Origin of the sequence: Pseudochrobactrum kiredjianiae (assembly GCF_030362795.1) — a bacterium.
GTDB lineage: Bacteria > Pseudomonadota > Alphaproteobacteria > Rhizobiales > Rhizobiaceae > Pseudochrobactrum > Pseudochrobactrum kiredjianiae.
Genome location: NZ_JAUCBM010000002.1, coordinates 151,007 through 176,616, shown reverse-complemented (window position 1 = coordinate 176,616; position 25,610 = coordinate 151,007). Strand labels below are relative to the sequence as shown.

Below are 25,610 nucleotides of genomic sequence, written 5' to 3'. Positions count from 1 at the left end.
TGAAACGCATGAAGAGTGACAAGTTGTATCATGATCCGGAACTGGCACAGTTCTACGATCTTGAAAATGAATGGAGCCCAGCTTGTGCGTTTTTACTGAAGCTTGCGGCGGATGCCCGTTCTGTTCTGGATATTGGCTGCGGCACCGGACTGCTGGCTGCCACCATTGCTGCTGACGGTACAAAACGCGTAACCGGTGCAGATCCGGCACAGCCGATGCTTGATATTGCAAGACAACGGCAGGGCGGTGATCAGGTCACATGGGTGCAGAGTGATGCGGCAAGTCTGAATCTGAATGAGAAGTTTGATCTCATCCTGTTGAGCGGCCATGCTTTTCAGGTGTTTTTGACTGCACAAGACCAGCTGGCATTGCTCAAAACAATTGAGCGGCATCTGGCGGAAGGCGGCAAATTCATTTTCGACAGCCGCAACCCGAAGATTAAAGAATGGCAGGAGTGGAACCCGCAAGAATCCGGCCGCACCATTGAGCATCCGGATTTTGGTGCTGTAAATGCTTGGAATGACTATAGTTTTTATCCGCAGCAGATGATTGTCGAATACGGCACTTATTATGAGGTCATAGCGGATGGACGGATCTGTTCATCGAAATCGCGGATTGCTTTTCCCACACAAGAACAGATTGCAGCGCTGGTCGCGCAGGCGAAGCTTCACGTGAATCATTGGTTTGGTGATTGGCAGGGCAATCCTTATCATGGGGATGCCGTTGAAATTATCCCCTTAGGGTCTTGGAAAGCAGGCCTATGACAGATCATCTTCAAAACTGCCGGTTCCACAGCTGTATCGGAGCTCGCGGCAAAGCCGGTGATTGAACTTCAAAAAGAATTCATTTGTATAGGCAGGGAAGCTGATTTTATGTCTCGTCGTTGAGTGCTCTGATTTGGGGCGAGATAGAGATTGTGCGGGGAGGGGAGAAAAATGGAAGTTTTACGGATCGCGGCTTTTTCCGAGGGCAATGATGGCGGCAACCCTGCCGGTGTAGTGATTGCTGAAACATTGCCGGAAGCGCAAATCATGCAGCAGGTGGCGGCAGAGGTCGGCTTTTCTGAAACTGTTTTTGCGGCACGCACAGAAGATGGCTGGCGTACGCGCTATTTTGCACCGGCTTTTGAAGTCCCGTTTTGCGGGCATGCCACGATTGCTTTAGGGGCTGCACTTGCAATGCGCGAGGGAGACGGCATTTTTCCGCTTATTCTCAATCAAAGCCGGATTACGGTTGAAGGGAGCAGTCAAGGCGATGTCCTGAAAGCCGCCCTGCAATCGCCGCCAACTTTCAGCAAACCGGCTTCACCGAAGCAGATTGCAGAGGCGTTGGATTTGCTTGGGCTGACGGAACGTGATCTCAATCCTGATTTGCCGCCCGCTTTGATCCATGGTGGTGCGGACCATGTTTCCCTGACGCTCAATGCACGTGAAACTTTGAGTGCAATGCATTACGATTTTGATAGTGGTCGCGCATTGATGCTGAAAAACGGCTGGGTCACAATTGTGCTGAGCTATGCCGAGACACCACAATTGTTTCATACACGCAATATTTTTGCAGCGGGCGGCGTTTATGAAGACCCTGCGACAGGTGCAGCCACCGCCGCGCTTGCAGGCTATTTACGTGATGTGAACTGGCCGCATCATGGTGCGATTGACATTATTCAGGGTGAGGATATGGGCATGCGTTCAAGACTGCACGCGGATATCCTCACACCAAAGGGTGGTTCTATCCGTGTCTCCGGCATGGCAAGGCTGATGCCCTGAGCATTGTGTGACAATGAAATTTGATGCCGGTTCAGAGGGACAACCGGATAATGGGAGAGTTCAGTGTAATGCGTTTAAAAACAGATGAGCTGACAATCAGGCGCGCAAGTGCAGCCGATGCACCTGCGGTTTTACGTATTTTCGATGAGGTGATTGCATGGTTTGTCAGTATCGGCAATGAAGGTCAGTGGGGTAGTGAACCATGGTCAATTTCTCCGGAGCGGGTGCAGCGCATAACGGATGCCTGCTCTCTGCCCGGTGCATGGGTTGCTGAAGATGCGGAACTGGGCATTTGCGGGTCTGTTGTGCTGGGCGATGCCATGCCCTATGTGGCGGCGGCAACACGACCTGAAAATTATGTATTATTGCTGATCGCTTCCCGCGATCCGCAGGTGCGTGGTATCGGACGGCGTTTAATGGCTTTTGCCGAAGAGCAGACACGCGCAGCAGGGTTGAACTATATACGGGTGGATTGCTATGGCGGCGGTGACGGCTCTTTAGTGCGCTTTTACGAAAGCTGCGGCTATACACGGCTTTCAACCTTTGATGTTGAGGGCTGGCCGGGACAATTGTTGGAACGCCATCTGTAATTGCAATTGATTGGCGGATGAGTAAAGGTCTTTTCTCTCCGCATCAGAAAGCCTTCTCACCTGGGGAGTTTCCTCAGGTGAGAAGGTCGCAGTTTTACAACCCACGAAATGATTGCTCCGGTCGGTTTTATTTGCGGGCGACTTGTTTTGTGGTTGCAGTGATGGGTTTAGTCATCGTCACTTTTAGCAGCGGATAGGCAAATTCATGCTTCTTTTCGTCTGTTGCGGCATGAATCATGGCAACAAGTACAACACCAGCCAGACCGCCGCCGCTGGCACTGCTCATGCGTTGCTCTCCGGTTTTATTATAGGCTTTGATGCTTTCAAATCCGGTTTTATAACCGGGGGCATTGCATCGGGCGGAAATCAGCCTTGATGCATAGCCGTAATTCGGCACGCGCACTTCTGCCGGTGTTTTAACGCTGGCCTTATAGCCGTCGCTTTCAATCTCGCAGGTAACGCCCTCTATTTCCGTGAGGGTGGCGAACTGAACGTCAGGTTTTTTAATACTCTCATAAGTGCGGATGGTGACCATTTCCTGCCCGCGCAGCTGCGGAATATCCTGACCGGATGCACGTTGCGGGGCAAGCATATCACCGTTTTTAATACCGGAAGCTGTCGGAGTGGCATTAACAGACATCGCAATCGGTTTTGTTGTCTGACAAGCGGTGAGCAGCAAAGCCAGCACAGGTATACATAGAATAAAGTATGGCGAACGCATACTTCCCCCCTCGAAATATCTCATTTGATTATATCTATTGAATGTTGATTTATGCTTTCGTATTTCTTGAGAGAAACACAATTAAATTTATCTTATTCGAATAAAAATTAGAATTTTGATGATAAATTTAAAAACGAGAACAAATATAGTTTAATATTCGATTTTCAATCACTATTTTATGTCAATAATACAAAGTGATGATCTGGATATTTTGAGAGAATTTTTTTGCTATTCATTTAGAATTCAAATGCTTGGCTTGTGGATAATTGTTTTCAATATTATAATAATAAAATCAGCTTAATTTAAATAAAAATCATTTTGCAAGGGCAACTCTCTTGCAAAATGATTCCCGTGAAACACTGGCCTGAATTTTTCTTCAGGCCAGTGCGTTGGATGTCGGTTTTATAGTGTCAGCGCGTACTAATAACGCTTGCTGTGATGACCAGTGCAATGCCTGTAACCTGCACAAGGGACAGAGCCTGATGCAGCATAAGGAAGCCGACCGTTGCACCGATTGCAGGTTCAAGGCTGACGAGAATGCCAAAGGCTGATGGTTTCAAATTACGTAATGCGATAAATTCAAACGCATAGGGAATAAGCGGCGTCAACAGCGCCAGTAAACCGGCCATAATAAAGGCTTCGGTGCTGAAATTTGTATAGAGCTGTCCGGTGCCGACCGGTAATGCCACAAGAGCGGCAAACATCATGGAGACTGCAAGCCCCTCCAATCCCTGAAACTTCTCGCCCGCACGTTTTGTCAGGATAATATAGGCACCCCAGCCGATTGCGGCACAGAAGGCAAAGAGCATGCCGGTCATATCATTGCCCCACAGGCTGCTGCCGGATGTGAGACAGATAATTCCTGCTGCGGCGATCATCGGGCAGATGAGGCGAAATCTGCCGCTGCCATAGAGTGTAGCGACCAGCAAAGGTCCCATGAACTCAATAGCGACGGCGAGGCCAAGCGGAATAGTTTCGATGGCTGCAAAAAAGCACATGGTCATAAAAGCCATGGATGCGCCGAGTGAGAAAGCGGAGAGCCATTGCGAGCGATTGTAACTATGGAAGGACGGACGTATCCAGATCAGGAGAATGATTGCGGCAAAAGACAGACGGACAAAGGTGGTGCCGAAGGTGCCTAATTGCTGCATAATTGGTTTGGAGATAGCGGCACCCAGCTGAATGCTGATCATTGCTGCCAGTGTCAGCCCGATCGCTGTGAATGTTTGTTTGCTTTCGCTGCTCCGTTCAATGTGAACCGCGTCCATACTATGCCTGCACTTTCATAAACGTCCCGCGAGCGCGCGCTCAGAGACGGGAAACGCTGTCCTTACGTCTGTCTTTGATAAATTTCAACTCGTTGTTGAGATCAGAAGATTGTGGATTGTAGTTGTAATTTTTATATCCGCTTCAGCAGCTCTTATGAGAGCTTGATGATTGTTTTATCACCATTATTGTTTCTCGCCGGAGTTTCTTGACGAAGCACTATGACTGCTTTAGCGCGAGATTGTTGACGCACGTGAAAAAGTGCATGCATGGGCTGAGACGGAGGGCAAGCGGGGGCTATACCAATGCAAATCTCCATCATATATAAATAAGATATTACAAATTATATATTATGTTGGGGGGGCGTTTTATGAAGGGGAATGTTTTGCAAAACGATAAATTATCAAAAGTTGATTGCGCTTATGAATTATTAAAAAAAGATATTTTAAATTTAACAATTCCCCCTGATACTCCTCTGAAAATGACCTGGGTACAAAAGCAATATAATGTTGGCTCAACGCCGCTGCGTGAAGCGTTGAAACGCCTGGAAGCTGATAGATTAGTAATATTACATCCGAATAAAGGTTATGTTGTCTCGCCGGTTTCCATTGAAGAAATGATGGAATTGTATCGGGCAAGGCGATTAATCAAACAGCAACTTTTGAAAGAGGCAATGCTTTTCGGAGATAAAAGCTGGGAAGCAAACATCGTTGCAATGCATTATTGTTTTGTGCGGGAACCATCCCCTGCTGATGATGCATGCAGAATTGAAGGCTTCATTGCCTGGGCGCAGGCACATGATGCATTTGATAGCGCACTCCTTGCGGCGCATCGTGCACCGTGGTTGAAACGTTTTTATACCCTGACAACTGAACATATCCGGAGGCATGGTCGCGGGTTAAGAATATTAATGCCAACCGTAGAGTGGCAGGAGTTTGCCGATGCGGTGCACAAGTCGCAAGCACTTCGTACTCTGTACGCAATAGAAACATATACAGAATTAAAAGAGGCTGTGCTCAATCGTGACTTTGATTTGGTAGCGCAATTCGTCGATAAGCATGTGGATCTCGTTATAACTGCAAATAATGAAATTCATGAATTAAACGAGGGAAATAATAAAGGCGGTGCCAATTAAATTGGCACCGTACTTAGAAAAACTCATCTAATCCAAGATGAAAACGTAATCTCTTCTGATCGGGTGTTGTAATACCATAGGTTTGAAACAGCCTCTCCTGAAGGGCGGGGCTGAATTCACCAAGGCAATCCCATAAAATAGCAAGGTCCTGATATTGGTCGGCAAGGCCAGCGCGGCCGGTATCAATACAGCCGATGACTTTGTCGCCATCCATCAGGATATTATCAAGTGAGAAATCACCGTGGGTGACAACAGCCTCTGTTTGTAACGGTAACAGAGCTGTTATGTCATCCCAGACCTGCTGGGCTGTCTGCCCTTCATAAAGCGCACCAAAATCATCTGTATCGACGCTTCCGGCCTTTAAGCGCTGATATGCGTGAGCAAGACGCAAATGATGATCGCTGTTAAATGGACAGGATCGAGCGGGAATAGCGTGAATTTGACGTAAGAAATCCGCAAGCGCAGCGACAATCTGCGGACGCGCTTCCGGCTCTTCGCTCAAGCGTTGATAGGCGGTACGGCCGGATAAAGCTGACATTAATAGCCATGCCTGCCCCTCTTGTATTGTGAAAGCAACCACGTGCGGCACGGTTATATATTGTCCCAGCCAGTTCAGGCGTGCCATTTCATCGGCAATATCAGCTGCAACTGATCCACTGCCATATTTGAGATAGAGATCTGGCTCACCAGCTACGCCATAGAGCCTGTAGACTGTACCACCGGACATTCCAACGACATTGCGCTTGGCAAGGCGACCCTGCACAAGCTTAAAAATATGGTCCGGCAGTTCCGGAAATTCAGCACTGATTTCGCGTAGATCATTCATAAAAAAATATCTGTTTTGTTTGTAGGGAGAATAATATCCCATGTGCCGAACTGGATCAGTCCGGCAGATATTGCCAGAGAAACCGAAGCCTGATTATCCAACTGGCAGCGATATTGCGGTTCATATCCCAGAGATGCAGCATGTCTGCTGATCGCATGGACTGTATCGCGTGCATAACCTTTGCCTCTATAGGCTGACAGCGTCAGCACCCCCATATCGGCCAGCTTGGATTCTTGCCAGGGATACATACTGGCAGCACAAACAAGGCGATCTCCTTCAAAAGCACCGAAAACCAGCCAGTGATCGAGTTCCACATAAGCGGCATCCAGATCGTCTTCAGAAGATACGGCGCAAAATTCTGCAAAGGTGGTTTTATCGGCTGTAGTCAACTGGCGCACTGTGCGGGATTGCGGGGCAAGCGCTGCTGCTGCGCCGGCTGGGAAGTAAAAGAGATAGTCAGCACCATGCAGGCCAATATTATGCTCTGTGAGTTTCTGTCTGAAACTCTGATCAGATATTGGCGCAGAGTTTAGATCCAAGCGCTTGGCAAGTTGCGGATGGAGGCTGACAGCGATCTTATTCTTTGTTGCAAGGATGGTGCCGCTCTCATCCTCATCCAGCTCATGATCGGCATAAATTGAAATATCAGCGTCCTTATAAAGCAGATCACCTTTTGAAAAGGACTGTTGCCAAAGCTCGGTAATGATGGGTGAAAACATGGGGGTCTCTCATGATGCATGCAGGACAGAATAAAAGCCGCGCTGGTATCCCTTATTCATTAATAGCGTTTTTGTGCGGGCAATGTGTAGTGATTGTGTAGGTTGTGTGCAGAAACGACGCCGCAGATTGACGGCTGGCATGGAATGCCTGATTTTATTATTCAGGAAAGGCACCCATTGGCTATGACGAATGCGCTTATACTCATCATTGAAGATGAGCCGGAAATTGCAGATATTCTTCGCCGCTATTTTGAGCGCGAGGGATTTCGCACGGTAAGTGCCGGTGACGGCGAGACGGGTTTATCGCATCATTTGCGGTTGAAGCCTGATCTGGTGGTGCTGGATGTCAAGCTGCCGCGTCAGGATGGTTTTGAGGTCTTGTCTGTCTTGCGCCAGCGTGGTGACACGCCGGTTATTATGGTGACAGCACTTGCGCAAGATATTGATAAGCTTCAGGCTTTGCGCAGTGGTGCCGATGATTATGTTGTGAAACCGTTTAATCCGCTGGAAGTTGTGGCACGGGCAAAAGTCGTGTTGCGGCGTGCGGGCCATAATCGCAAAAGCGTTATGAGGGTCGGCGCATTGTTGATCGATATGGATGCCCATACAGCCATTGCCGAGGTCAACCATCAAAGACACAATCTTGATCTGACCCGCACAGAATTCCGCCTGCTTGCCCATATGGCGCAATGGCCGAACCGTGTGTTCGAGCGTGGTGAACTGGTTGATGCCTGTCTGCCGGAGGGCGATGCCGTCGATCGCACTGTCGACAGTCATATCAGTAAATTACGCCGTAAGCTTCATGAGGCGGGTATTGATAATCAGCTGACTGGTGTGCGCGGTGTCGGATACCGGTTGGAGGATCGCTTTGTTTAAGAATGGTCTGATCTGGAAGATCGTTCTGGCCATGACGATCGTCAATATTGTTGCCCTTGCAGCCATGTTTTTTGGCTGGATGATCTTTCTCGCCGTTTATGACTGGTTGTTTCCCAAAACGCCCTATCCTGATGACTGGACGGCTTTCGATCTTGTTGTGTTTGGCAGCATTATCCTGATCGGGCAGCTGACTGCTGCTGTCGTTGGCTGGCGTCTGGCCAGAAAAATTACCGCTCCGCTCGCTGCTGTCGGCATGGCGGCACGCTCGGTGGCAGAAGGTGATTTCAGCGCCCGTGCAATGGAAAATGGAAAAAGCTTCGGAGAAGCCGAACAGCTGCTGACAGATTTTAATGCGATGGCTGCACGTCTTGAAGCGGCAGAAGCAGAGCTGCGTTATTCGAATACGGCGATAGCCCATGAATTGCGCACGCCACTGACAATTTTGCGCGGCCGTTTACAGGGCTTGAATGACGGGGTGTTTACACCGGGTCCTGAGTTATTTGACTCTCTGGTCGCGCATGTCGACGGACTGTCACGACTGGTGGAAGATTTGCGCGTATTGGGCTTGTTTTCGGCCAGCAAACTGGAGCTGACAACGCAATCCGTGGATCTTGCCGCGGAAGCGACGGCTGTGCTGCGCTCCATGGCACCGGATCTGGCGATTGCTGATATCACGCTCGAAACCGCATTCAAACCTGTGTGGATTAAGGCCGATGCAGCGCGGGTGAGACAAGCCTTATTAGCTTTGCTGGAAAATGCCTGCCGCTATGCAGCAGGGTCTGATGTGCGGGTAGAAACACTGATCATTGATCACTACGCTGTATTGCGGGTGAGTGACACCGGTGCCGGTTTGCTGCCGGATGAGTATGACCATGCTTTCGAGCGCTTCTGGCGGGCGGATACATCCCGCACCCGCGCCCGTGGCGGCTCAGGGCTCGGACTTTCAGTGGTACGCGCGATAGCTGAAAGCCATGGCGGCAAGGCTGAGATCAGGCCGAATGCGGGCTGCGGCATCATTGTTGAGGTGTTTTTGCCGCTGCCCAAGCGTGATCACGGCACAACGCACTAAATTCCAAAATACAAATTGGGCACTTCTGCAAGTGCCGTACAGATTTTACGAACAGGCCTTGCTGGCCGGGAAATACCTATGTCTGAAACTGACTTTTCAAGAGATGATGCCTATCACGATCTGGCTGCAAACCATGTGTCGGCTGGCAGAATTTTAGCTCTGTTTAAGCCCTATAAGCGGCAGGTTTTGCGCGTGGTTATTTTGCTGCTGTTTGGCTCTGCTGTCGGTATGGCATCGCCGTTTTTGCTGCGCGCTATTATCGATGAAGCCTTGCCTAAAGCGGATATACAATTGCTGATTTATCTTGCCGGTGGTCTGGTTGGCATTGCTGCCCTTTCTGCAGGGTTGAATACATTGCAGATCGTGATGTCCACCAAGATCGGTCAATCGATTATGCATGATCTGCGTGTGCGGCTTTATTCGCATTTGCAATCACTGTCCTTGTCGTTTTTTGCGGCAACGCGGTCCGGTGAGATTCAGTCGCGCATTGCCAGTGATATTGGTGGCTTGCAAACGCTGGTCACTAATACAGCCAACGAACTGGCACGTAATACCAGTGTTGTGGTGATGACCGCAGTCGCGATGTTTTTTCTGGATTGGCGTCTGGCGCTGTTTTCTATGATTGCGGTGCCGGTATCGATCCTGCTGAGTGATCGTGTCGGTAGATTGCGTGAAACAATCACGCATGAGCAGCAGGTGCGTCTTGGTGATATGTCTGCAGCCGTGCAGGAATCTTTGTCCATTTCCGGTATTATTCTGGCACGTACGATGGGGCGGGGGGAACATCTGACACGACGTTTTACCCGCACATCCGAGGATGTGGCGCGCCTTGAAGTACGTTCGCATACGGCCGGTGAATGGCAATGGCAGATGATCTATCTCATCTTGTCCATTCTTCCTGCGCTGACTTTGCTGCTTGGCGGTTTTCTGATGAATAGCAGTGTTCCGGTTACGATCGGGACGCTGGTTGCCATGATTGCTTTGCAAGAGCAATTGCTCTGGCCGCTGGAAGAATTGCTGTCGATCGGGCGTGAGGTACGTAAGACCCGCGCCTTATTCACCCGAGTGTTTGAATATCTTGATAAGCCGGTTGAGATTAAAGAAACAGCGGATGCCGTTACCTTTGATAAATCTCAGATGCGGGGCGCCGTGCGTGTTGAAAATGTGAGTTTCTCTTATCCTGAGAGTGAAAAGCCGACTTTGTCTGAGATCAGCATTGATGTGCCTGCGGGCTCAAGTGTTGCGATTGTCGGTTCAACGGGCTCGGGCAAGACCACGCTGGGTTATCTGCTGGCGCGGCTCTATGATGTTGGGAGCGGTTCTATCCGCTATGATGGTATTGATGTTCGTGACCTGAGCTTTGATACATTGGCGGATATGCTGGGTGTGGTAACACAGGAGCCCTATCTGCTTTATGCCTCGGTTGCAGAAAATCTACGTTTTGCAAAGCCGGAAGCAACGGATGAAGAACTGATCAATGCGGCAAAGATCGCACAGATTCACGATAGTCTCGCTGCACTGCCTGAGGGCTATGATACGATTGTCGGTGACCGCGGCTATCGCTTCTCCGGTGGTGAAAAGCAGCGCCTTGCTCTGGCACGCACAATCTTGCGTAATCCGCCGGTGCTGCTGCTGGATGAGGCAACAAGTGCGCTGGATACGAAGACAGAACGGACGATGGAAGCTGCTTTGGCCAACCTGTCCAAAGATCGCACAACCATTACCATTGCGCATCGTTTATCGACTATTCGACGGGCGGATCAGATTGTTGTTCTGCAACAGGGAAGAATTGTTGAAAGAGGCACACATGAAGAACTGGAGCGCCTAAACGGTGTCTATGCAGCACTGATTAAATCCGGCTCCTGATGCGTTTGGTGCTTCGAAGGGACGTTTTAGACTTTGTGTCATGTGGCTGACATTGTGTTTGATTATGAGCTGACATGGTCTGGAGAACCAGAAATAGTCTGCAGAAAGCAAAACGGGAATTTGTGAACAGGATATGGTGCAGTCAGATGATGTCAGCAGTTCTGAAACAGCTGCCAACAGAGGCTCTTGTTCGGAGGTGTTTCGTGTTTTTCTTAAACTTGGCCTGACATCTTTTGGCGGGCCGGTTGCTCATCTGGGCTATTTCAGAGATGAGCTTGTTGTGCGCCGCAAATGGATTGATGAAGCAGGTTATGCCGATCTGGTGGCGTTATGTCAGTTCTTGCCAGGGCCAGCATCCAGTCAGGTGGCTTTTGCGCTGGGTGTGTTGCGTGGCAATGGTCTTCCCGGCGGGCTGGCTGCATCGCTGGCATTTACGCTGCCCTCGGCCCTCGTTCTGGTGGTGCTGGCTTTAGGTGCAACATCTCTGGCAGGCTCTTCTGCTGATGGCCTGCTGCATGGTTTGAAACTGGTGGCCGTTGCCATTGTTGCACAGGCAGTTTGGGGTATGGCTCGCAGCCTGACACCCGATAAACCACGTGCAGCCATAGCTTTAATAGCGGTTGCTGTGCTGGTTTTTGTCGGGGGAGCAGTGTCACAATTCGCTGCGATCATCAGCGGGGCATTGCTGGGGCTGTGGTTGTGCCGTGATTATGGCACCGTTCCGGCAGGTTCGTTTAAATTCCCCGTTAAGCGCAATACTGCCATATCTGCCTTAATTCTGTTTACTGTCTTGTTCGCGCTACTGCCACTTCTGGCTGTCATCACCGGTCAGCAAGGTTTTATGCTTTTTGATGCGTTTTATCGTGCCGGTGCGCTGGTTTTTGGTGGCGGGCATGTGGTTTTACCATTGTTACAAGCCGAGGTGGTTGCGCCGCAGTGGGTGAGTAATGAAGTGTTTCTGGCCGGTTACGGGCTGGCACAGTCCGTTCCGGGGCCGTTGTTCACATTTGCCGCTTATCTTGGTGCTGTGATGCAACCGCAACCCAACGGGATTGTGGGCGCTCTGATTGCGCTGGTCGCGATATTCCTGCCAGGATTGCTGTTGGTTTATGGCATATTGCCGTTCTGGGACAGGCTGCGGCGGCGCCAGACAGCACAGGCTGCGATGCGTGGTGCCAATGCGGCCGTTGTCGGTATCCTAGGCGCTGCATTGTATAATCCGCTATGGACAAGCGCGATTTTGACTGCGCAGGATTTTGCGCTGGCACTCACCGGCTTTTTGTTACTGACAGTCTGGAAGATACAGCCGTGGATTATTGTTGTTCTGTTGGCCGGTGCGGGCATGATAACGGCCATCTGAAGGGAGTTAAAAGAGTGTAAAACCGCATTGACTTTTGTCGCGGGAAAGCTCATTGCGCAGCAAGATACGGTTGTATTGTCTGAAGGGAATGAGAATACAACCGGCGACGGGAGAGGCTTTGAAAATAGCAGGTTTCCCCGATGTTTTTGACTATACACTCGAAACGGGGGACAACATGCGCCGCTACTATCTTTCTGCAGCTGTTACTTTTTCATTGTTCACTGCCATGACCGGCAGTGCTGTGCAGGCACAGGACAGTATCGATCCTTCCTATCTCGAAAAGCGTAATGATCTTGGCATTATCGCCTTTTGTAGTGACAAAGGCCTGCTGGATAAGGATTCCGAAGAGTTTTTCCAGGTCGGTATTGATGAGATTTACGGCGAAGTGCCGGATTCAGACGAGGCTGATCTGCATGAGCAAAAGGGGCGTGATGGTATTTCTTATTTGCAGGGGGATGAACAGCCTCTTGAAGAGCTCGCAGAAGCCAATAATGTTGATGTGGAAGCAGTCTGTAAGCAGTATAAATCTCAGGTGACTTTGGGACGCATGATTGCTAAGCAGAAAAGTGGCCAGTAAGACCAGTTCTTAATACGTATGATCATTCCATTATTCTTCCTATAAACAGGATTTTCTCATGAATATGAAATTTTTATCTGTTGTTGCAGTGGCACTGATCCAGTTGCCGGTTTTGTCTGCTGTTTCTTTTGCGGATGCGCAAAGCGATCAGGTTTATAATTCTGCCCGCAATCAGCTTGGTCTGATTAAATATTGTGTAGAAAATGGTCATGCTCCCGCTGAAACCGTTGCTGCCTATGAGAAAATCATCACAATGCTTCCCGCGGCCTCAGATGCGGCGACAAGTGAGAAATACGAAGCGGAAGGTGTCAAAGGCAATAGCTATGACGGTTCGCAGACTGTTTCTCTGACAGACATTGCGACAGCAATGGGATCAACTGTTGCTGCCCATTGCAGCCAGTATGAAATGCTGACCAAGCAGTAATTACGTGTCCTACTGTGTTTTGCAGATCATTGAATAATCAGAAAATGTGAAAGGCAGCAGATGATAATCTGTTGCCTTTTTATTTGCCTTTCAGACCCGCGTAGCAGGTTTTTAGCTCCTGCATTGCAGTTTTAGACTGAGCGGATGTAAAGTGATAATTACCAATTTGGAGTGTTTTTGCTTCGGATATGGCGGCAATCCAGTCTGTTGCGCCGTCGAGTTCAACAGTCAAAGTGCCGGCCAAAGGGGTGGCCGTTGCGGATATGTTGCGGCCATTAAGAACAACGGGCAGCTCACCTGTAGTTTCAGGAAAAGCCTGTGCAACCGACAGCATCGCGGATAAACGCGGCTGTTTCTGGTCGGCAGATGCTTTGACCATAACAATTGAAAATTCACTCTGATCTGAGCCGGCAAGAGCAATGAAGCAGGAGCATTTTGCATAGAGCAATGTCCAGGCTTCAATTGATTTTTGTGATAGCGCAATATCGCCATCCTCAACCAGGCACATATCCGGTGGTGTTGAGGGAGGAGCGGGCAGTGAGAAATACCACAAACTGATTGCGTAAAGCAGAGTGAGCATCATGCACCGTTAAGATGATTAGCTGGTATTTCAATCATCAGGCTGTGAGCAGAAGCGTGATCATCGCGATTGCTGCAAAGGGAATGACTGCCCAATAATATTCTCTGCGCAGCATCTTGAGGCTTACAAGAAGCGCAATAATCATAGCAATGACGAGTGGTATAACGATAAAAAAGATATCGATCAGGGACATTGAGCACTCTTTGCAAGTTTGAGCTGTAAAATCCTTGCTTCCTTCAATGCAAAAGAAGTTTTAGAATTTGAGAGTGCTATTAGACGAAGAGCTATTTTAAAAGCAAGATTACTGACTGGAATTTTGAATTATTTTTTGGATTCATATTTTGGATTTTTACTCTGTTTTTATTCAAAAAAATCTCCGGAATATTCGTCCTGAATAATATTCCAGAGATGTTATAATGAAATTTCGACTTTCACAGTTCCTGAGGCATGCATTTCTTGCGACTATAAATTGAAACTGTGAAATTATATGCTGAGATTAGAATTTATAAGCGATACCCAGACGCACATTATTGGTTGTTAATTTAACTTTATCATCATCGCCGTCACCAAATGACTTTTTACCGTAGTCGGCATAGCGATATTCAGCACGCAATAATAAGTTGTTCGTCAGGGAATAATCAACACCCGCACCGATGGTAAAGCCAACACGTGTATCGGACTGCTCAACAGAATTACGACTGGTAGCGTTTGTTACTGCAACAAAGTCTTTTACCCGCGCAAAGCTGACACCACCGGCGATATATGGCAGCCAGCGATCATAATTGACGCCAAAGCGCGCACGGACAGCGCCTTCAAACTCAACGCGCGGTGTATATTCTACATTAACGGCTGATATGATTGTATTCGTCGTTTTGCTCAGATCAGCATAGTTAACGTCACCTTCGATACCGAAGAGGTAAGCGTTGGAAAATTCCCAGTTATAACCGGCATAAACACCGCCGATGAAACCGGACGGACTTGCTTTCAAGTCGTCATTAAGGAACCCGGTGCTTAACTTAGACGTTGCCCAGTTGTAACCAATCTGGCCACCAATATAGGCGCCGCCCCAGATTGTAGCTTCGTCATATGCTGGGGCTTCCGGAGTTTGATATACAACGTCAGCGGCATGAGTAATATTCACACCGGAGATAAATATAGCTACTGTTAAATATAAAAATTTATTTTTCATAAACAATACTCCTTTTAAGTATATTTAGAAGTATATTTATTTTTGAAATTAATGATGTAACAGAAATGCAACATGTAATTTTCAATAATTGTATTTACTGTTTTATATTAATTAGAAAATAAATTTTATTTTTTACTATTGCGAATATTTGAATGTAATTCACTTAAAATTTATATCTATACTGTGATTTTTTCTTTGAAAAATATTTTATGGATAACTGTAAGGTTTTTCAGGGGGAATGGCCGAAAACTCCCTGAAAATTGATTTTATCTTTGCCTTTAATCGCGTGCCAGCGCTGCTACCGGATCGAGTTTGGAGGCATTGCGTGCCGGCAGGAAGCCGAAGCAAATACCGATCAGGCTTGAACAGATGAAGGCTGCGATAATCGAGAACGGCGAATAGATCAGCTCGAACGGTGTGTTGAACATTTTGAAGATCCAGCCGAAGCTCATCGCCAGTGCGATGCCCAGCATACCGCCGATCAGACAGACGAGTACCGCCTCAATCAGAAATTGCTGCAAAATATCGCTGCGTCTTGCGCCAACGGCCATCCGCACACCGATTTCGTTAATCCGTTCTGATACCGAAACCAACATAATATTCATCACGCCGATGCCGCCAACCAGCAGGGAAATTAACGCAATGGCAGATACAAGCAGTGTCAGCGCCTGTGTGGTGCTGGTAATGGTTTTGCGGATGTCATCAGTATTCAGAATGGTGAAATCCTGCTCGCCATGACGCTGGATCAGAAACGCGGTGACGGCTTTTTCTGCAAGTTCCGGCGATGTATCGTCATTAATGCGCAGTGTCAGGCTTCGCAGAACCCGCGAACCGGTCATACGTGTTTGCACGGTCGTGTAGGGCAGATAGATCGACAGGTTCTCGCTGGAACCAAAGCCGCCTTGTTCCGGCTGGATAATACCGACAATCCGCACCGGCACATTTTTCAGAATAATGATCTGCCCGACCGGACTGCCTTCAAAATTGGCAAACAGGGTTTTACGGGTATTGGCATCAATCACCGCATCAAGTGCAATATCATGTGTGCTCTGCTCGTCGAAGAAGCGGCCTTCCGCCAGTTTGCTGCCACGGGTGACAAAATACTGATCGCTCACACCATTGACGAGCGCATTGGCTTCAATGCCCTGAAAGCGTGCTGTGGTTGATGTGGAAACCGTCGGCGTTGCGGCCATAATATATGGCTGTTTGGCAAGCTGGTTAGCATCATCAATCGTCAAGGTTGTGATGCGGGCAGACATCCTGTCACCGAAACCACGGCCGGGAAAGACTTCCAGCGTATTGGTGCCGAGACTACTGATCTGGTCAAGAACCTGTTTTTGTGAGCCTTTTCCGAGCGCAACCACGCAAACCACCGAAGCAATACCAATAATAATGCCGAGCATGGTCAGAAATGTGCGTAACCGATGCGCATTCATAGAGCGCAGCGCCATCAGAAAAGCTTCGCTAAAGCGGTCGGCTAAGGTGCCGATCGATGACTGATTGCCATTGGTTTTCAGTCCGCCGGTGGCAATATCGCTGACAGGCTTTTCGGGTGCTGGTTCTGCGGGTTCCCGCGTTGTGTCTGCAATAATCTCACCATCACTGATCTCGATAATGCGTTCAGCACGGGCTGCCACATTGCGATCATGGGTGACGATGATGATGGTTTTGCCTTCGCGATGCAGTTCTTCAAGAATTTTCAGAACTTCTTCACCGCTGTGAGTGTCCAGCGCGCCGGTTGGTTCGTCAGCCAGAATAATATCGGCATTGTTGATCAAAGCACGGGCGATTGAAACGCGCTGCTGTTGCCCGCCGGAAAGCTGCCCCGGGCGGTGATGGGTGCGATCCCCCATGCCCAGCCGGTCGAGAATATGGACGGCTTGTTCCTGACGGCTTTCGCGGCTGTGGCCTGCGTAAATTGCCGGAATTTCCACATTGCCGACGGCAGACAGCTCGTTGAGCAGATGATAGCGCTGAAAAATAAAGCCGAAATGCTCGCGGCGCAATTGAGCAAGCTCATCGGCATCAAGGTCTGATGTCTCACGACCGGAAATGAAATATTTGCCTTCGCTCGGACGGTCGAGACAGCCCAGAATATTCATCAGTGTGGATTTGCCGGAGCCTGACGCACCGACAATCGCCACCATTTCTCCATGGCCGATTGTCAGGTTAACGTCTTTCAATACGGTCGTAAAACCATCACCCGAAGGATAGTGCCGGTACAGGTGTTCAAGGGTAATCAGTGGCTTACCCATTATCAAAACCTTATGGAGCGGCCGCGATTGCTGCGCGGAACAGCAGGCCCGCCGGCATTATCACCGGTAACAACTTTTTCACCCTCGGTCAGGCCGGAGCGGATTTCCACCATAACCTTATCATTGAGGCCGGTTTCAACCGGTTTTTGGGTGATTATGCCGTTTTTACCCATCACACTGACGGTGATCTGGCCTTTTTTGTCCGGCTCGGACAAAGCGGTGGAGGGGATTAGCAACACATCTTTTGCGCTGCCGAGAATAATGTGAATTTCAGCTGTCATATAGGTCTTCAGCACGCCGTCCGGATTGGCAATGTCGAAAATACCCTTGTAATAAATCGCCGAAGCGCTCGCGGTGCTGCTGCTGGCAGCGCTGCTCGTGCCAAAGCTTTTATCGCTGACAATGGATTGCGGTGCAGGCTCCAGTGTCTGTAATTGCGCGGTATAGCGCTTGTCGCTCTGACCCGGAATTGTGAAATACAGATCCTGACCTTCTTTAACATTGATCACATCGGCTTCGGAAATATCAGCCTCAACCGTCATCGTGTCGAGCTGACCGATAATGGCAATGGTCGGTGCCGATTGCACCGCATTGACCGTCTGGCCTTCTTGCACAACGGTTGCCAGAATGGTGCCGTCAATCGGGGCACGGATTTGGGTATAGCCGAGATTGGCTTCTGCCGTTTCAACTGCAATTTTCGAGGACACAATCAGTGCATCAGCCGAAGCAATCTGTGCTTCCGCGGATTTGACTGTGCTGACCGCCTTGTCAAAATCTGCGCGGGAGATCGCGTTGCGCGAAATCATCTGCTGCTGGCGGGTCATATCCTGTTTGGCCAATTCCAGCTTGGCAATTTTGTCTTCACGGTCGGCCTGATTGCGAACTTCGTCCGCTTTGGCTTTACGCAGTTCATTTTGCTGGGTGGTGGCATCAATCTGGGCGATCAGGTCGTCTTTTTTAACCTGCTGACCGGCTTTAACGCTCAGGCTCAGAACACGACCGGAGGCCTGTGCACCGACGGCCACCAGTCGCGCCGGTTTCAGGATGCCTGTGGCCAGCACTGTGGTTTCAATATCACCTTTATGCACCGTTGCCGTCATGATTTTCGGGGCTTCGGTTTTGAAATAACCGGCGGTGAAGTAATAGAGAACAGCAGCAAGCCCTGCGATTACAAGCAGCCAGAAGAGCCATTTTTTAGCAAAACCGCGTTTCTTATTGGGACGACCGTTCATCTATACCTCGTGAGCCTGCACTTGTGGTGTCAGGGTGTTGTCTTTTGTAGAGCGGTTCAGTTCAAACTGAATGATCAGAACCGCTCTATTTCTTTATTGCCGCATTATCCAACACAAAACCGCTTCACACTTTTGCTGGAAATGCTTTAATCAAATGCGGGCCGGTGTAACCGTCCTGAATTTCAGGCTTGTCCGCATTGATGGTTCCGTTCCAGCCGCCGCCAAGGGCTTTGTGCAGATTGATATAATCCTGCATCAGGCTGACTTTGAGCTGGATCAGATTACCTTCATTCGAATAAAGCGAGCGCTCAGCTGTCAGCCAATCAAGAAAGCTGCTGGAGCCGTTTGTGTAGAGATCGCGTGACAGATCGGTGGCGCGACGGAAGGATTTTACGGCTTTTTGCGTCTTGGCATATTGAATACGCCGCTGATTGAGCGAAACGCTGGCGTTTTCGACTTCTTCCAAAGCGGTCAAAATTGTCTTGCGATAATTGATAAAGGCCTGATCACGGCTGGCTTTTGCCATATCTACCGCTGCATTGAGCTGACCGCCTTTAAAAATTGGCACACTCAGGCTCGGGCCGATACCCCAGCCAATTGATGAGCTTTTGCCCAGATCACCGATTTGCGCACCGGCGGTGCTGATACTACCGGTGAGGCTGATACCCGGATAAAGCGCTGCCTGTCTTTGCCCGATCGTCGCTGTTGTACGGGCATAGCCGCGTTCAGCCACACGCAAATCGGGACGATTGAGCAATAAATCTGCCGGAATACCCGCAGTCACAATCGCAGGTACATTGGGTACAGCTTTTGGCTTGGTCAGCAGTGATGTCAGTGCCGTCGGTGCTTGTCCGGTGAGAACCGACAGGCGATGCAGGCTCTTGGCATAGGCGGTTTTTAGTTCTGGAATTTGGGCTTCCGTACTGCTGGTCTCACCTTCTGCTTTGGCGAGATCGACTTCAGAAATATCACCGGCATTAAACCGTGTACGGGTCAGCTCGGCGGTTTTGCGCTGCGAGGCAACCGTGCGCTCTGTCAGCGCAATTCGTGCCTGCAAACCACGCAAATCGGCATAATTGCTGGCGATATCACCGATCATCGTGACCAGTATCGCATGCATATTTTCCTGCTCGGCATCGAGACCATAACGGGCTGCCTCGACTGCACGATAATTGGCGCCAAACAGATCAATTTCCCAGCTGGTATTTAAACCTGCACTGAGACTGGTGCCTTCACCGCCACCGCTGGCTTTGGAGCGCTGAGCACTGCCATTACCGTCCAATGTCGGATAAAGCGCACCGCCGGCCTGTTGTACAGAAGCACGGGCTTCGCGGATTTTGGCTTTAGCATTCACGACATCATTATTATTTGCGACCGCCTGTTCGATCAGATTATCGAGCACCGGATCATTAAACCGCTTCCACCATTGTGCGAGCTGCGCCGGTTTGGCGGGAGCAGCTTTCTGCCCGCTCCAGGACGAAGGCAAAACGGTTGACGGCGTTTGATAATCGGGGCCGACGGCCACGCAAGCGGCAAGAGCCGGTAGCATCGCTGATAATGTTGCCAGGCGCAGAAACAGCACAGTCATGAAATGGCAAAATCCCTGAAAAATAAAAAACAGCAATGCAAACACCGCTGTCATGCCGTGTTTGCAGTCTTGTCACAGCTTGGCGCTGAAAAAAAGCACGAAAGGCGTTTTTTTACCAAGCTTAACGATTTGTAATCTTAAAACGCCTGAATGTGCATAAAAAGCGGATGAATTGTCAGGATTTTGCTGGTTTCCATCTGTTATGCACTGAGCGCGTAGGAGTGAATGCGGCTGATAATCAAATCGCTGGCTGTGAGAATGTCATGGGCAATGGCCGCTTCGGCAGCATCGGCATCACGTCTCTCAATTGCCTCTACAATTTTATAATGATCATCAATCATTGCCCGCCCGCCATGTTTATAGGCATCGGCAATCAGCGGTCCCATTTGCAGCCATAGGCGGTTGATAATGGAATTCAGCACCGGCATAGCAGCTACTTCCACCAGAGCGGAGTGGAAAATATGGTTCATTGCCAAGGCATCGCCCCAGAGCTGTTTCTCCATGGCTTTGTCATTGTCTTTGACCAGCTTCCAGAGTTTTGCAATGTCTTTTTTATCGGCAAGAATTGTGGCCTGTCTGGCTGCCAGACCTTCAAGACGCACGCGGATGGAGCGGATTTCTTCATATTTTTGCTGATCCAGCACCGGCACACGAATGTCGCGCGGGGTCTTCTGGGTCAGCGCTTCATCCTGAATGAGCCTTAATAAAGCATCGCGCACAGGCGTAACACTGGTGCCGAGTGACGCGGCAAGTTCACGGATGGTCAGTCTGGTATCGGGTGCAAACTGCCCGCGCATCAACGCCTGCGATAATTTGCGATAGACGATTTCGCCGAGATTGTGATGCTCAAGCGCCTGAAGTTCTGAAATGCCATTCATGCAAGATGTTTCCCCCGCAGTGAGTGAACTGTTTTGTTTTTATAGTCTCACTTTATAACCGGCTCTTTTACGACCGGATTATCCTGAATAATATGCAGTATCATAACCATGAATAGTCTCACGGCAATGGTATTGATTACGCTGATTGCATAGGACTTCGCAACGGTAAATTGTCCCGATGAGTCTGCTTGACAAACTATTATATAAAAAACATGATGCATCAAATGGGAGGCGGGGTTTTATTTCAGATCATCGCTTCAGCGGAGAAATTTCAGAGTAGCTTTGAGCCGGAAACAGCAATGTTTTTGCGTAAAAAGCTACGCCGAGCAAAGCGATGAACGGTATCCTGTTCGGGAGATCAGGCCGTTCTGGAGTAAAATCAGGTAGGGAACTATGGATAAGCAGCCGAATTCACCTGAAGCGCGTGATATTCAGTATCACCTTCATTCTTACACGAATGCGCGTCGTCATCAGGAAATCGGACCGATGATCCTTGAAAAAGGTGACGGGATCTATGTCGAGGACAATAACGGCAAGCGCTATATTGAAGGTCTGGCCGGTCTGTGGAGCGTAGGTGTCGGCTTCTCGGAACAGCGTCTTGTTGATGCTGCCACCAAACAGATGCAGAAACTGCCTTATTACCACAATTTCGGCCATAAATCGCATGGTCCGGTGATCGATCTGGCAGAAAAACTGGTGACGATGGCGCCGGTGCCGATGAGCAAAGCCTTCTTCACCAATTCCGGTTCCGAGGCCAATGATACCGCAATTAAAATGCTGTGGTACCGTTCCAATGCGCTCGGTCAGCCGCAGCGCAAAAAGATCATCAGCCGTAAGCGCGGTTATCACGGTGTGACCATTGCTGCTGCAAGCCTCACCGGCCTGCCGGCAAACCAGATGTCCTTCGATCTGCCGATTGCCAATATTCTGCACACATCCTGTCCGCACTACTGGCGCGAAGCGCTGCCGGGTGAAACGGAAGAGCAGTTCACTGACCGTATGGCCGCTGATCTCGAAGCGATGATCCTTGCGGAAGGCCCTGATACTATTGCTGCATTTATCGGTGAGCCGATCATGGGTGCCGGTGGTGTTGTGGTGCCGCCGGACAGCTATTGGGCAAAAATTCAGGCTGTTCTCAAGAAATACGACATTCTGCTGATTGCGGATGAAGTGATCTGCGGTTTCGGCCGTACCGGCAATATGTTCGGGACTGAAACCTTCAAAATGCAGCCGGATATTATGGTGTTCTCCAAGCAGCTGTCTTCTTCCTACCTGCCGATTTCGGCACTGTTGGTGAATGACAAGGTGTTTGAACCATTGGCAGATGAGAGCAACCGTATTGGCACATTCGGTCATGGCTATACCGGTGGTGCGCATCCGGTGGCTGCTGCTGTTGCCAATGAAAATATCAAGATTATTGAAGAGAATAATCTGGTCGATAATGCCCGTAACGTTGGCGCGCATATGCAAAAACGTCTGCGCGAATTGGCAGATCATCCGCTGGTGGGTGAAGTGCGCGGTAAAGGCCTGATCGCAGCGGTTGAACTGGTTGCTGACAAGCAGACCAAAGAGCCTCTGGAAAAAGCCGGTAATCTCGGCCTGATGGCAAATAATGCGCTGCTCAACAACGGCGTCATCTGCCGCAACATGCTGGATACGGTTGCATTCTGCCCGCCGCTGATCATCAATGAAAAACAGGTTGATGAAATGGTTGGCGCTTTCGCTAAGGCATTGGACCAAGTGGCTGCTGAAGTGAAGAAATAATCTGTTCGGACAGATCTCATGAAACGGCGCATGTGAGCAATCACATGCGCCGTTTTTATTTATTGCTCTTTCAAAGTGCTGCAATATGTGTTTAATCTCGCGCATCCACAGGGGGGCTCCGTAGTGCCGGGGCTGAGATGTCAGTGACAAACTGGCGGACTCTAAAGCTGATCTGGGTAATTCTAGCGGAGCGAGGCGGACCATGTTTTCTGGCGCACAAATTTCCACTTCTTTTGTCACGGTATTTTCGGCGGCGTGTTTCCGGCTGACCTGATTCATTTCACAGCAAATTTGATTTTATTCTTATCTGTGGAACTGAAACATGTCTGTTTATCAAGCGACTGAGGCAGATTGCACGCAATCTGTACGCAAGTCATCGGATCATCTGTCCAGAATCCTTCCTGCAATCTTGTCTGTTGGCGCAATCTTTCTGTTCTGGGAAAGCTATGTTGTTCTGTCCGGCATTGCACCATCCGTATTGCCGGCACCAAGCCGGATTTTGCAGCAGATTGTGCTGCATCGCCAAGCTTTATGGGACAATACCCTGCCGACAATCCGTGCCACGCTGATTGGTTTCAGCTGTTCGGTGGTCACGGCCTGTTTGCTCTCCGTCCTGATTGATCGCTATATCTGGCTGCGGCGGGCGCTGTTTCCGGTTTTCATTATCAGTCAGACCCTGCCGCTGATCGCCATTGCACCGCTGATTGTGCTGTGGTTCGGCTTTGGCCTGCTCCCGAAAATTCTGCTGGTCTCTCTCGTCACCTTTTTCCCGATGCTCGTGGCGCTGGTGCAGGGCTATGCCGCAACAGATAAAGAGATTGAGCATTTGCTGTCTTCTATGGGCGCTGGTCGCTGGACGATTTTCCGGTTGGCGCGTATTCCCTCGGCGTTGCCATATTTTTTCGCAGGCTTACGCATTTCGATTACCTATGCAGTTGTCGGTGCGATATTTGCTGAATATGCCGGTGCCTTCAAAGGCTTAGGTATTTATATCCTCAATGCCAAAAACAACTTCCGGCCTGATCTGGTGCTGGCAGCAGTGTTTATCAGCGCGACGCTGACATTAAGCCTGTTTGGCCTGACATTGCTGATACAAAAATGGGTTGCCCCGTGGCTGAAAACAGAGCGGGGTGCAGAATAATGACACGTCTGCAATTGCAATCTGTCGCCAAATCTTTCGGCTCGCTGGAAGTGTTAGGGGATATTTCGCTGCATGTGGCGGAGGGTGAGTTTGTCTCGGTTCTGGGGCCGTCAGGTGCCGGAAAAACCACGATTTTCAATCTGCTGACCGGTGCCGAACAGCCGCAAAAGGGTTCAATCCTGTTTGATGGTGCGCCCTTAGTGAAGGCAAGCAATGCCTTTGCTTTCATGCCGCAGCGCGATGCTTTGATGCCGTGGCGGTGCATGATTGATAATACCACGCTGGGGCTGGAAGTGCAGGGCATGAGCCGCAAAGATGCCCGCAAATTAGCTGAGCCGCTGTTTGAGAAATTCGGCCTTGCCGGTTTTGAACAGGCTTATCCGGCGGAATTATCAGGGGGCATGCGCCAGCGTGCGGCTTTGCTGCGCACAGTCGTTCAGCAACGTAAAATGCTGCTGCTGGATGAACCATTTGGTGCGCTTGATGCCCTAACCCGCGCTGCAATGCAGCACTGGCTGGAAAGCATGTGGCAGAGCCATCGCTGGACGGCTTTGCTGATTACCCATGATGTGCGCGAGGCGGTTTATCTCTCCGACCGGATTTATGTGTTGTCTTCTCGTCCGAGCAGGGTCGTGCATGAGGTGACCGTCGATTTGCCGCGCCCGAGACGAAGCAGCATGCACAAAACCGCATTGGAAAAAGCCGCAGCGCTTGAAGCCGGAATACTAGATCTCCTCTTGAATTCATAAGGAAGCAATCATGGCAATTTTGAATCGTCGTCGCCTGTTATCCGCATTGGCTCTGTCCGGCGCGATGAGCGTTTTACCAATCTCTGCTTACGCCAAAGATATGGCGAAAGTGACTGTCGCGCTCGACTGGACGGTGAATACCAATCATATCGGTATGTTCATTGCCCGGGATCAGGGTTTTTACAAAGAAGCAGGACTGGATGTAACAATCCTGCCTTATTCCGACACATCAGCCGGATTGCTGGTCGCCAATGGTGCGGCGGATTTCGGCATTGTCAGTTCCACCGGTCTGTTTGCGCAACGCGCTGCCGGTGCTGATCTTGTCGGCACCTATGCCGTGGTACAGCACGAAACCGGCCGTCTGGTGTTTATGGATGACCGGCAGGATATTCAGTCGCCGAAAGATCTCGACGGTAAAACCTATGCTGGTTTTGGCTCCAATTGGGAGCGTAAGCTGATTGAAACCCTGATCCGTGCCGATGGCGGCAGAGGTGAGTTTGAAATTGTGACACTCGGCACCTCCGCTTATGAGGCGCTGGCCAATGGTGCGGTGGATTTCACGCTGGAAATCGCCACATGGGAAGGTGTGAAAAACAAGCTGGAAGGTGTGAAACAGCGGTCGTTCCGCTACTCGGATTACGGTATACCGGATCAGCATACCACGCTGCTGGTTTCCTCAGGCAAATATCTCAAAGATAATCCGGAAACGGCAAAGGCATTTTTGAGTGCCACGCAGCGCGGATTTGCTTTTGCAGCGGATCATGCCGATGAAGCGGCCGATATTCTCATTCGCGGCAATCAGGATGTGCTGACGGATGACAAGCTGATCCGCGCTTCACTGAAGGCATTGAATGACGGGCATTTCCTGCGCGATAGTAACGGTACAATTGGTAAAATGCGGCCGGAAACCATGCTGGCTTTGGGTGAGTTCTTGTTTAAGGCAGGCATTCTCTATGATAAAGAAGGTGCGGTGTTGCAGGAAAAACCGGACTTTTCGAGCTATTTTACCAATGATTTCCTGCCTTAATATAAAAACTTA

25 protein-coding genes are annotated in these 25,610 nt (G+C 49.7%); 14 read left to right on the top strand and 11 right to left on the bottom strand.

Features of this window, described 5'->3' with window-relative positions; translation table 11 throughout:
- Positions 1-8: 8 nt before the first annotated feature.
- The 3 genes from QUF18_RS06870 (at position 9) to QUF18_RS06860 (ending at position 2,356) form a co-directional block, all read left to right on the top strand.
- A complete protein-coding gene (locus tag QUF18_RS06870) occupies positions 9-764 on the top strand; it encodes a class I SAM-dependent methyltransferase (RefSeq protein WP_289386346.1) in 756 nt (251 codons plus the stop codon).
- 171 nt (positions 765-935) lie between these two features.
- Entirely contained in the window at positions 936-1,766 is an 831-nt protein-coding gene (locus QUF18_RS06865) for a PhzF family phenazine biosynthesis protein (protein ID WP_289386344.1), read from the top strand.
- Between the two features lie 68 nt (positions 1,767-1,834).
- Positions 1,835-2,356: a GNAT family N-acetyltransferase gene (locus QUF18_RS06860; protein WP_289386343.1), complete on the top strand. Its 522-nt coding sequence runs from the start codon at positions 1,835-1,837 to the stop codon at positions 2,354-2,356.
- A gap of 127 nt (positions 2,357-2,483) precedes the next feature.
- Here QUF18_RS06860 and QUF18_RS06855 read toward each other — a convergent pair whose 3' ends face one another.
- Positions 2,484-3,077, bottom strand: coding sequence for a hypothetical protein (locus QUF18_RS06855; protein ID WP_289386342.1), 594 nt, complete (start codon positions 3,075-3,077; stop codon positions 2,484-2,486).
- Positions 3,078-3,487: 410 nt separating this feature from the next.
- Positions 3,488-4,345 (bottom strand): EamA family transporter, encoded by an 858-nt coding sequence (locus tag QUF18_RS06850; RefSeq protein WP_289386341.1) that lies wholly within the window; start codon positions 4,343-4,345, stop codon positions 3,488-3,490.
- A 368-nt stretch (positions 4,346-4,713) separates the two neighbouring features.
- Between QUF18_RS06850 and QUF18_RS06845 the strand changes: the two genes are divergently transcribed.
- The gene (locus tag QUF18_RS06845) at positions 4,714-5,478 is read left to right on the top strand and encodes a GntR family transcriptional regulator (protein WP_289386340.1); all 765 of its coding nucleotides are present in this window, start codon (positions 4,714-4,716) and stop codon (positions 5,476-5,478) included.
- A gap of 13 nt (positions 5,479-5,491) precedes the next feature.
- Here the strand turns inward: QUF18_RS06845 and QUF18_RS06840 are convergent, their stop codons facing one another.
- Together QUF18_RS06840 and QUF18_RS06835 are read right to left on the bottom strand one after the other, a co-directional pair.
- Positions 5,492-6,304, bottom strand: coding sequence for an APH(3') family aminoglycoside O-phosphotransferase (locus tag QUF18_RS06840; RefSeq protein WP_289386339.1), 813 nt, complete (start codon positions 6,302-6,304; stop codon positions 5,492-5,494).
- The gene (locus tag QUF18_RS06835; RefSeq protein WP_289386338.1) at positions 6,301-7,023 is read right to left on the bottom strand and encodes a GNAT family N-acetyltransferase; all 723 of its coding nucleotides are present in this window, start codon (positions 7,021-7,023) and stop codon (positions 6,301-6,303) included. The genes QUF18_RS06840 and QUF18_RS06835 overlap by 4 nt, the downstream gene beginning before the upstream one ends.
- 183 nt (positions 7,024-7,206) lie before the next feature.
- On the opposite strand from QUF18_RS06835, the gene QUF18_RS06830 reads away from it, so the two are divergent.
- The 6 genes from QUF18_RS06830 (at position 7,207) to QUF18_RS06805 (ending at position 13,195) form a co-directional block, all read left to right on the top strand.
- Positions 7,207-7,899, top strand: a complete 693-nt coding sequence (locus QUF18_RS06830) for a response regulator (protein ID WP_289386491.1) — start codon at positions 7,207-7,209, stop codon at positions 7,897-7,899.
- Positions 7,865-8,968 carry an ATP-binding protein gene (locus QUF18_RS06825; protein ID WP_289386337.1) on the top strand — a complete coding sequence of 368 codons (1,104 nt, stop codon included), beginning with the start codon at positions 7,865-7,867 and terminating at the stop codon, positions 8,966-8,968. Before QUF18_RS06830 ends, QUF18_RS06825 begins: the two co-directional genes overlap by 35 nt.
- A 78-nt stretch (positions 8,969-9,046) precedes the next feature.
- Entirely contained in the window at positions 9,047-10,834 is a 1,788-nt protein-coding gene (locus tag QUF18_RS06820; protein WP_289386336.1) for an ABC transporter ATP-binding protein, read from the top strand.
- A gap of 133 nt (positions 10,835-10,967) precedes the next feature.
- A complete protein-coding gene (gene chrA / locus QUF18_RS06815) occupies positions 10,968-12,194 on the top strand; it encodes a chromate efflux transporter (RefSeq protein ID WP_289386335.1) in 1,227 nt (408 codons plus the stop codon).
- Between the two features lie 118 nt (positions 12,195-12,312).
- Positions 12,313-12,771 (top strand): hypothetical protein, encoded by a 459-nt coding sequence (locus QUF18_RS06810; RefSeq protein ID WP_289386334.1) that lies wholly within the window; start codon positions 12,313-12,315, stop codon positions 12,769-12,771.
- Between the two features lie 58 nt (positions 12,772-12,829).
- Positions 12,830-13,195: a hypothetical protein gene (locus QUF18_RS06805; RefSeq protein ID WP_289386332.1), complete on the top strand. Its 366-nt coding sequence runs from the start codon at positions 12,830-12,832 to the stop codon at positions 13,193-13,195.
- Positions 13,196-13,274: 79 nt separating this feature from the next.
- Here the strand turns inward: QUF18_RS06805 and QUF18_RS06800 are convergent, their stop codons facing one another.
- From QUF18_RS06800 to QUF18_RS06770, 7 genes are all read right to left on the bottom strand, one after another.
- The gene (locus QUF18_RS06800; protein ID WP_289386331.1) at positions 13,275-13,778 is read right to left on the bottom strand and encodes a hypothetical protein; all 504 of its coding nucleotides are present in this window, start codon (positions 13,776-13,778) and stop codon (positions 13,275-13,277) included.
- Positions 13,779-13,812: 34 nt separating this feature from the next.
- Positions 13,813-13,968, bottom strand: a complete 156-nt coding sequence (locus QUF18_RS06795; RefSeq protein ID WP_289386330.1) for a hypothetical protein — start codon at positions 13,966-13,968, stop codon at positions 13,813-13,815.
- 303 nt (positions 13,969-14,271) lie between these two features.
- Complete coding sequence (locus tag QUF18_RS06790; protein WP_289386329.1) at positions 14,272-14,964, bottom strand: outer membrane protein; 693 nt, start codon at positions 14,962-14,964, stop codon at positions 14,272-14,274.
- A gap of 278 nt (positions 14,965-15,242) precedes the next feature.
- Positions 15,243-17,219, bottom strand: coding sequence for a MacB family efflux pump subunit (locus QUF18_RS06785; protein WP_289386327.1), 1,977 nt, complete (start codon positions 17,217-17,219; stop codon positions 15,243-15,245).
- A gap of 2 nt (positions 17,220-17,221) precedes the next feature.
- Entirely contained in the window at positions 17,222-18,451 is a 1,230-nt protein-coding gene (locus tag QUF18_RS06780) for an efflux RND transporter periplasmic adaptor subunit (protein ID WP_289386326.1), read from the bottom strand.
- Between the two features lie 124 nt (positions 18,452-18,575).
- Complete coding sequence (locus QUF18_RS06775; protein ID WP_289386325.1) at positions 18,576-20,039, bottom strand: efflux transporter outer membrane subunit; 1,464 nt, start codon at positions 20,037-20,039, stop codon at positions 18,576-18,578.
- 200 nt (positions 20,040-20,239) lie between these two features.
- Positions 20,240-20,917: a GntR family transcriptional regulator gene (locus tag QUF18_RS06770; protein ID WP_289386323.1), complete on the bottom strand. Its 678-nt coding sequence runs from the start codon at positions 20,915-20,917 to the stop codon at positions 20,240-20,242.
- A gap of 393 nt (positions 20,918-21,310) precedes the next feature.
- On the opposite strand from QUF18_RS06770, the gene QUF18_RS06765 reads away from it, so the two are divergent.
- From QUF18_RS06765 to QUF18_RS06750, 4 genes are all read left to right on the top strand, one after another.
- Complete coding sequence (locus QUF18_RS06765) at positions 21,311-22,681, top strand: aspartate aminotransferase family protein (protein WP_289386322.1); 1,371 nt, start codon at positions 21,311-21,313, stop codon at positions 22,679-22,681.
- A 322-nt stretch (positions 22,682-23,003) separates the two neighbouring features.
- The gene (locus QUF18_RS06760; RefSeq protein ID WP_289386321.1) at positions 23,004-23,822 is read left to right on the top strand and encodes an ABC transporter permease; all 819 of its coding nucleotides are present in this window, start codon (positions 23,004-23,006) and stop codon (positions 23,820-23,822) included.
- Positions 23,822-24,571: an ABC transporter ATP-binding protein gene (locus tag QUF18_RS06755; RefSeq protein WP_289386319.1), complete on the top strand. Its 750-nt coding sequence runs from the start codon at positions 23,822-23,824 to the stop codon at positions 24,569-24,571. The genes QUF18_RS06760 and QUF18_RS06755 overlap by 1 nt, the downstream gene beginning before the upstream one ends.
- A 10-nt stretch (positions 24,572-24,581) precedes the next feature.
- On the top strand, positions 24,582-25,598 hold the full coding sequence (locus QUF18_RS06750; RefSeq protein ID WP_289386317.1) for an ABC transporter substrate-binding protein: 1,017 nt from the start codon (positions 24,582-24,584) through the stop codon (positions 25,596-25,598).
- The last annotated feature ends 12 nt before the right edge of the window (positions 25,599-25,610 follow it).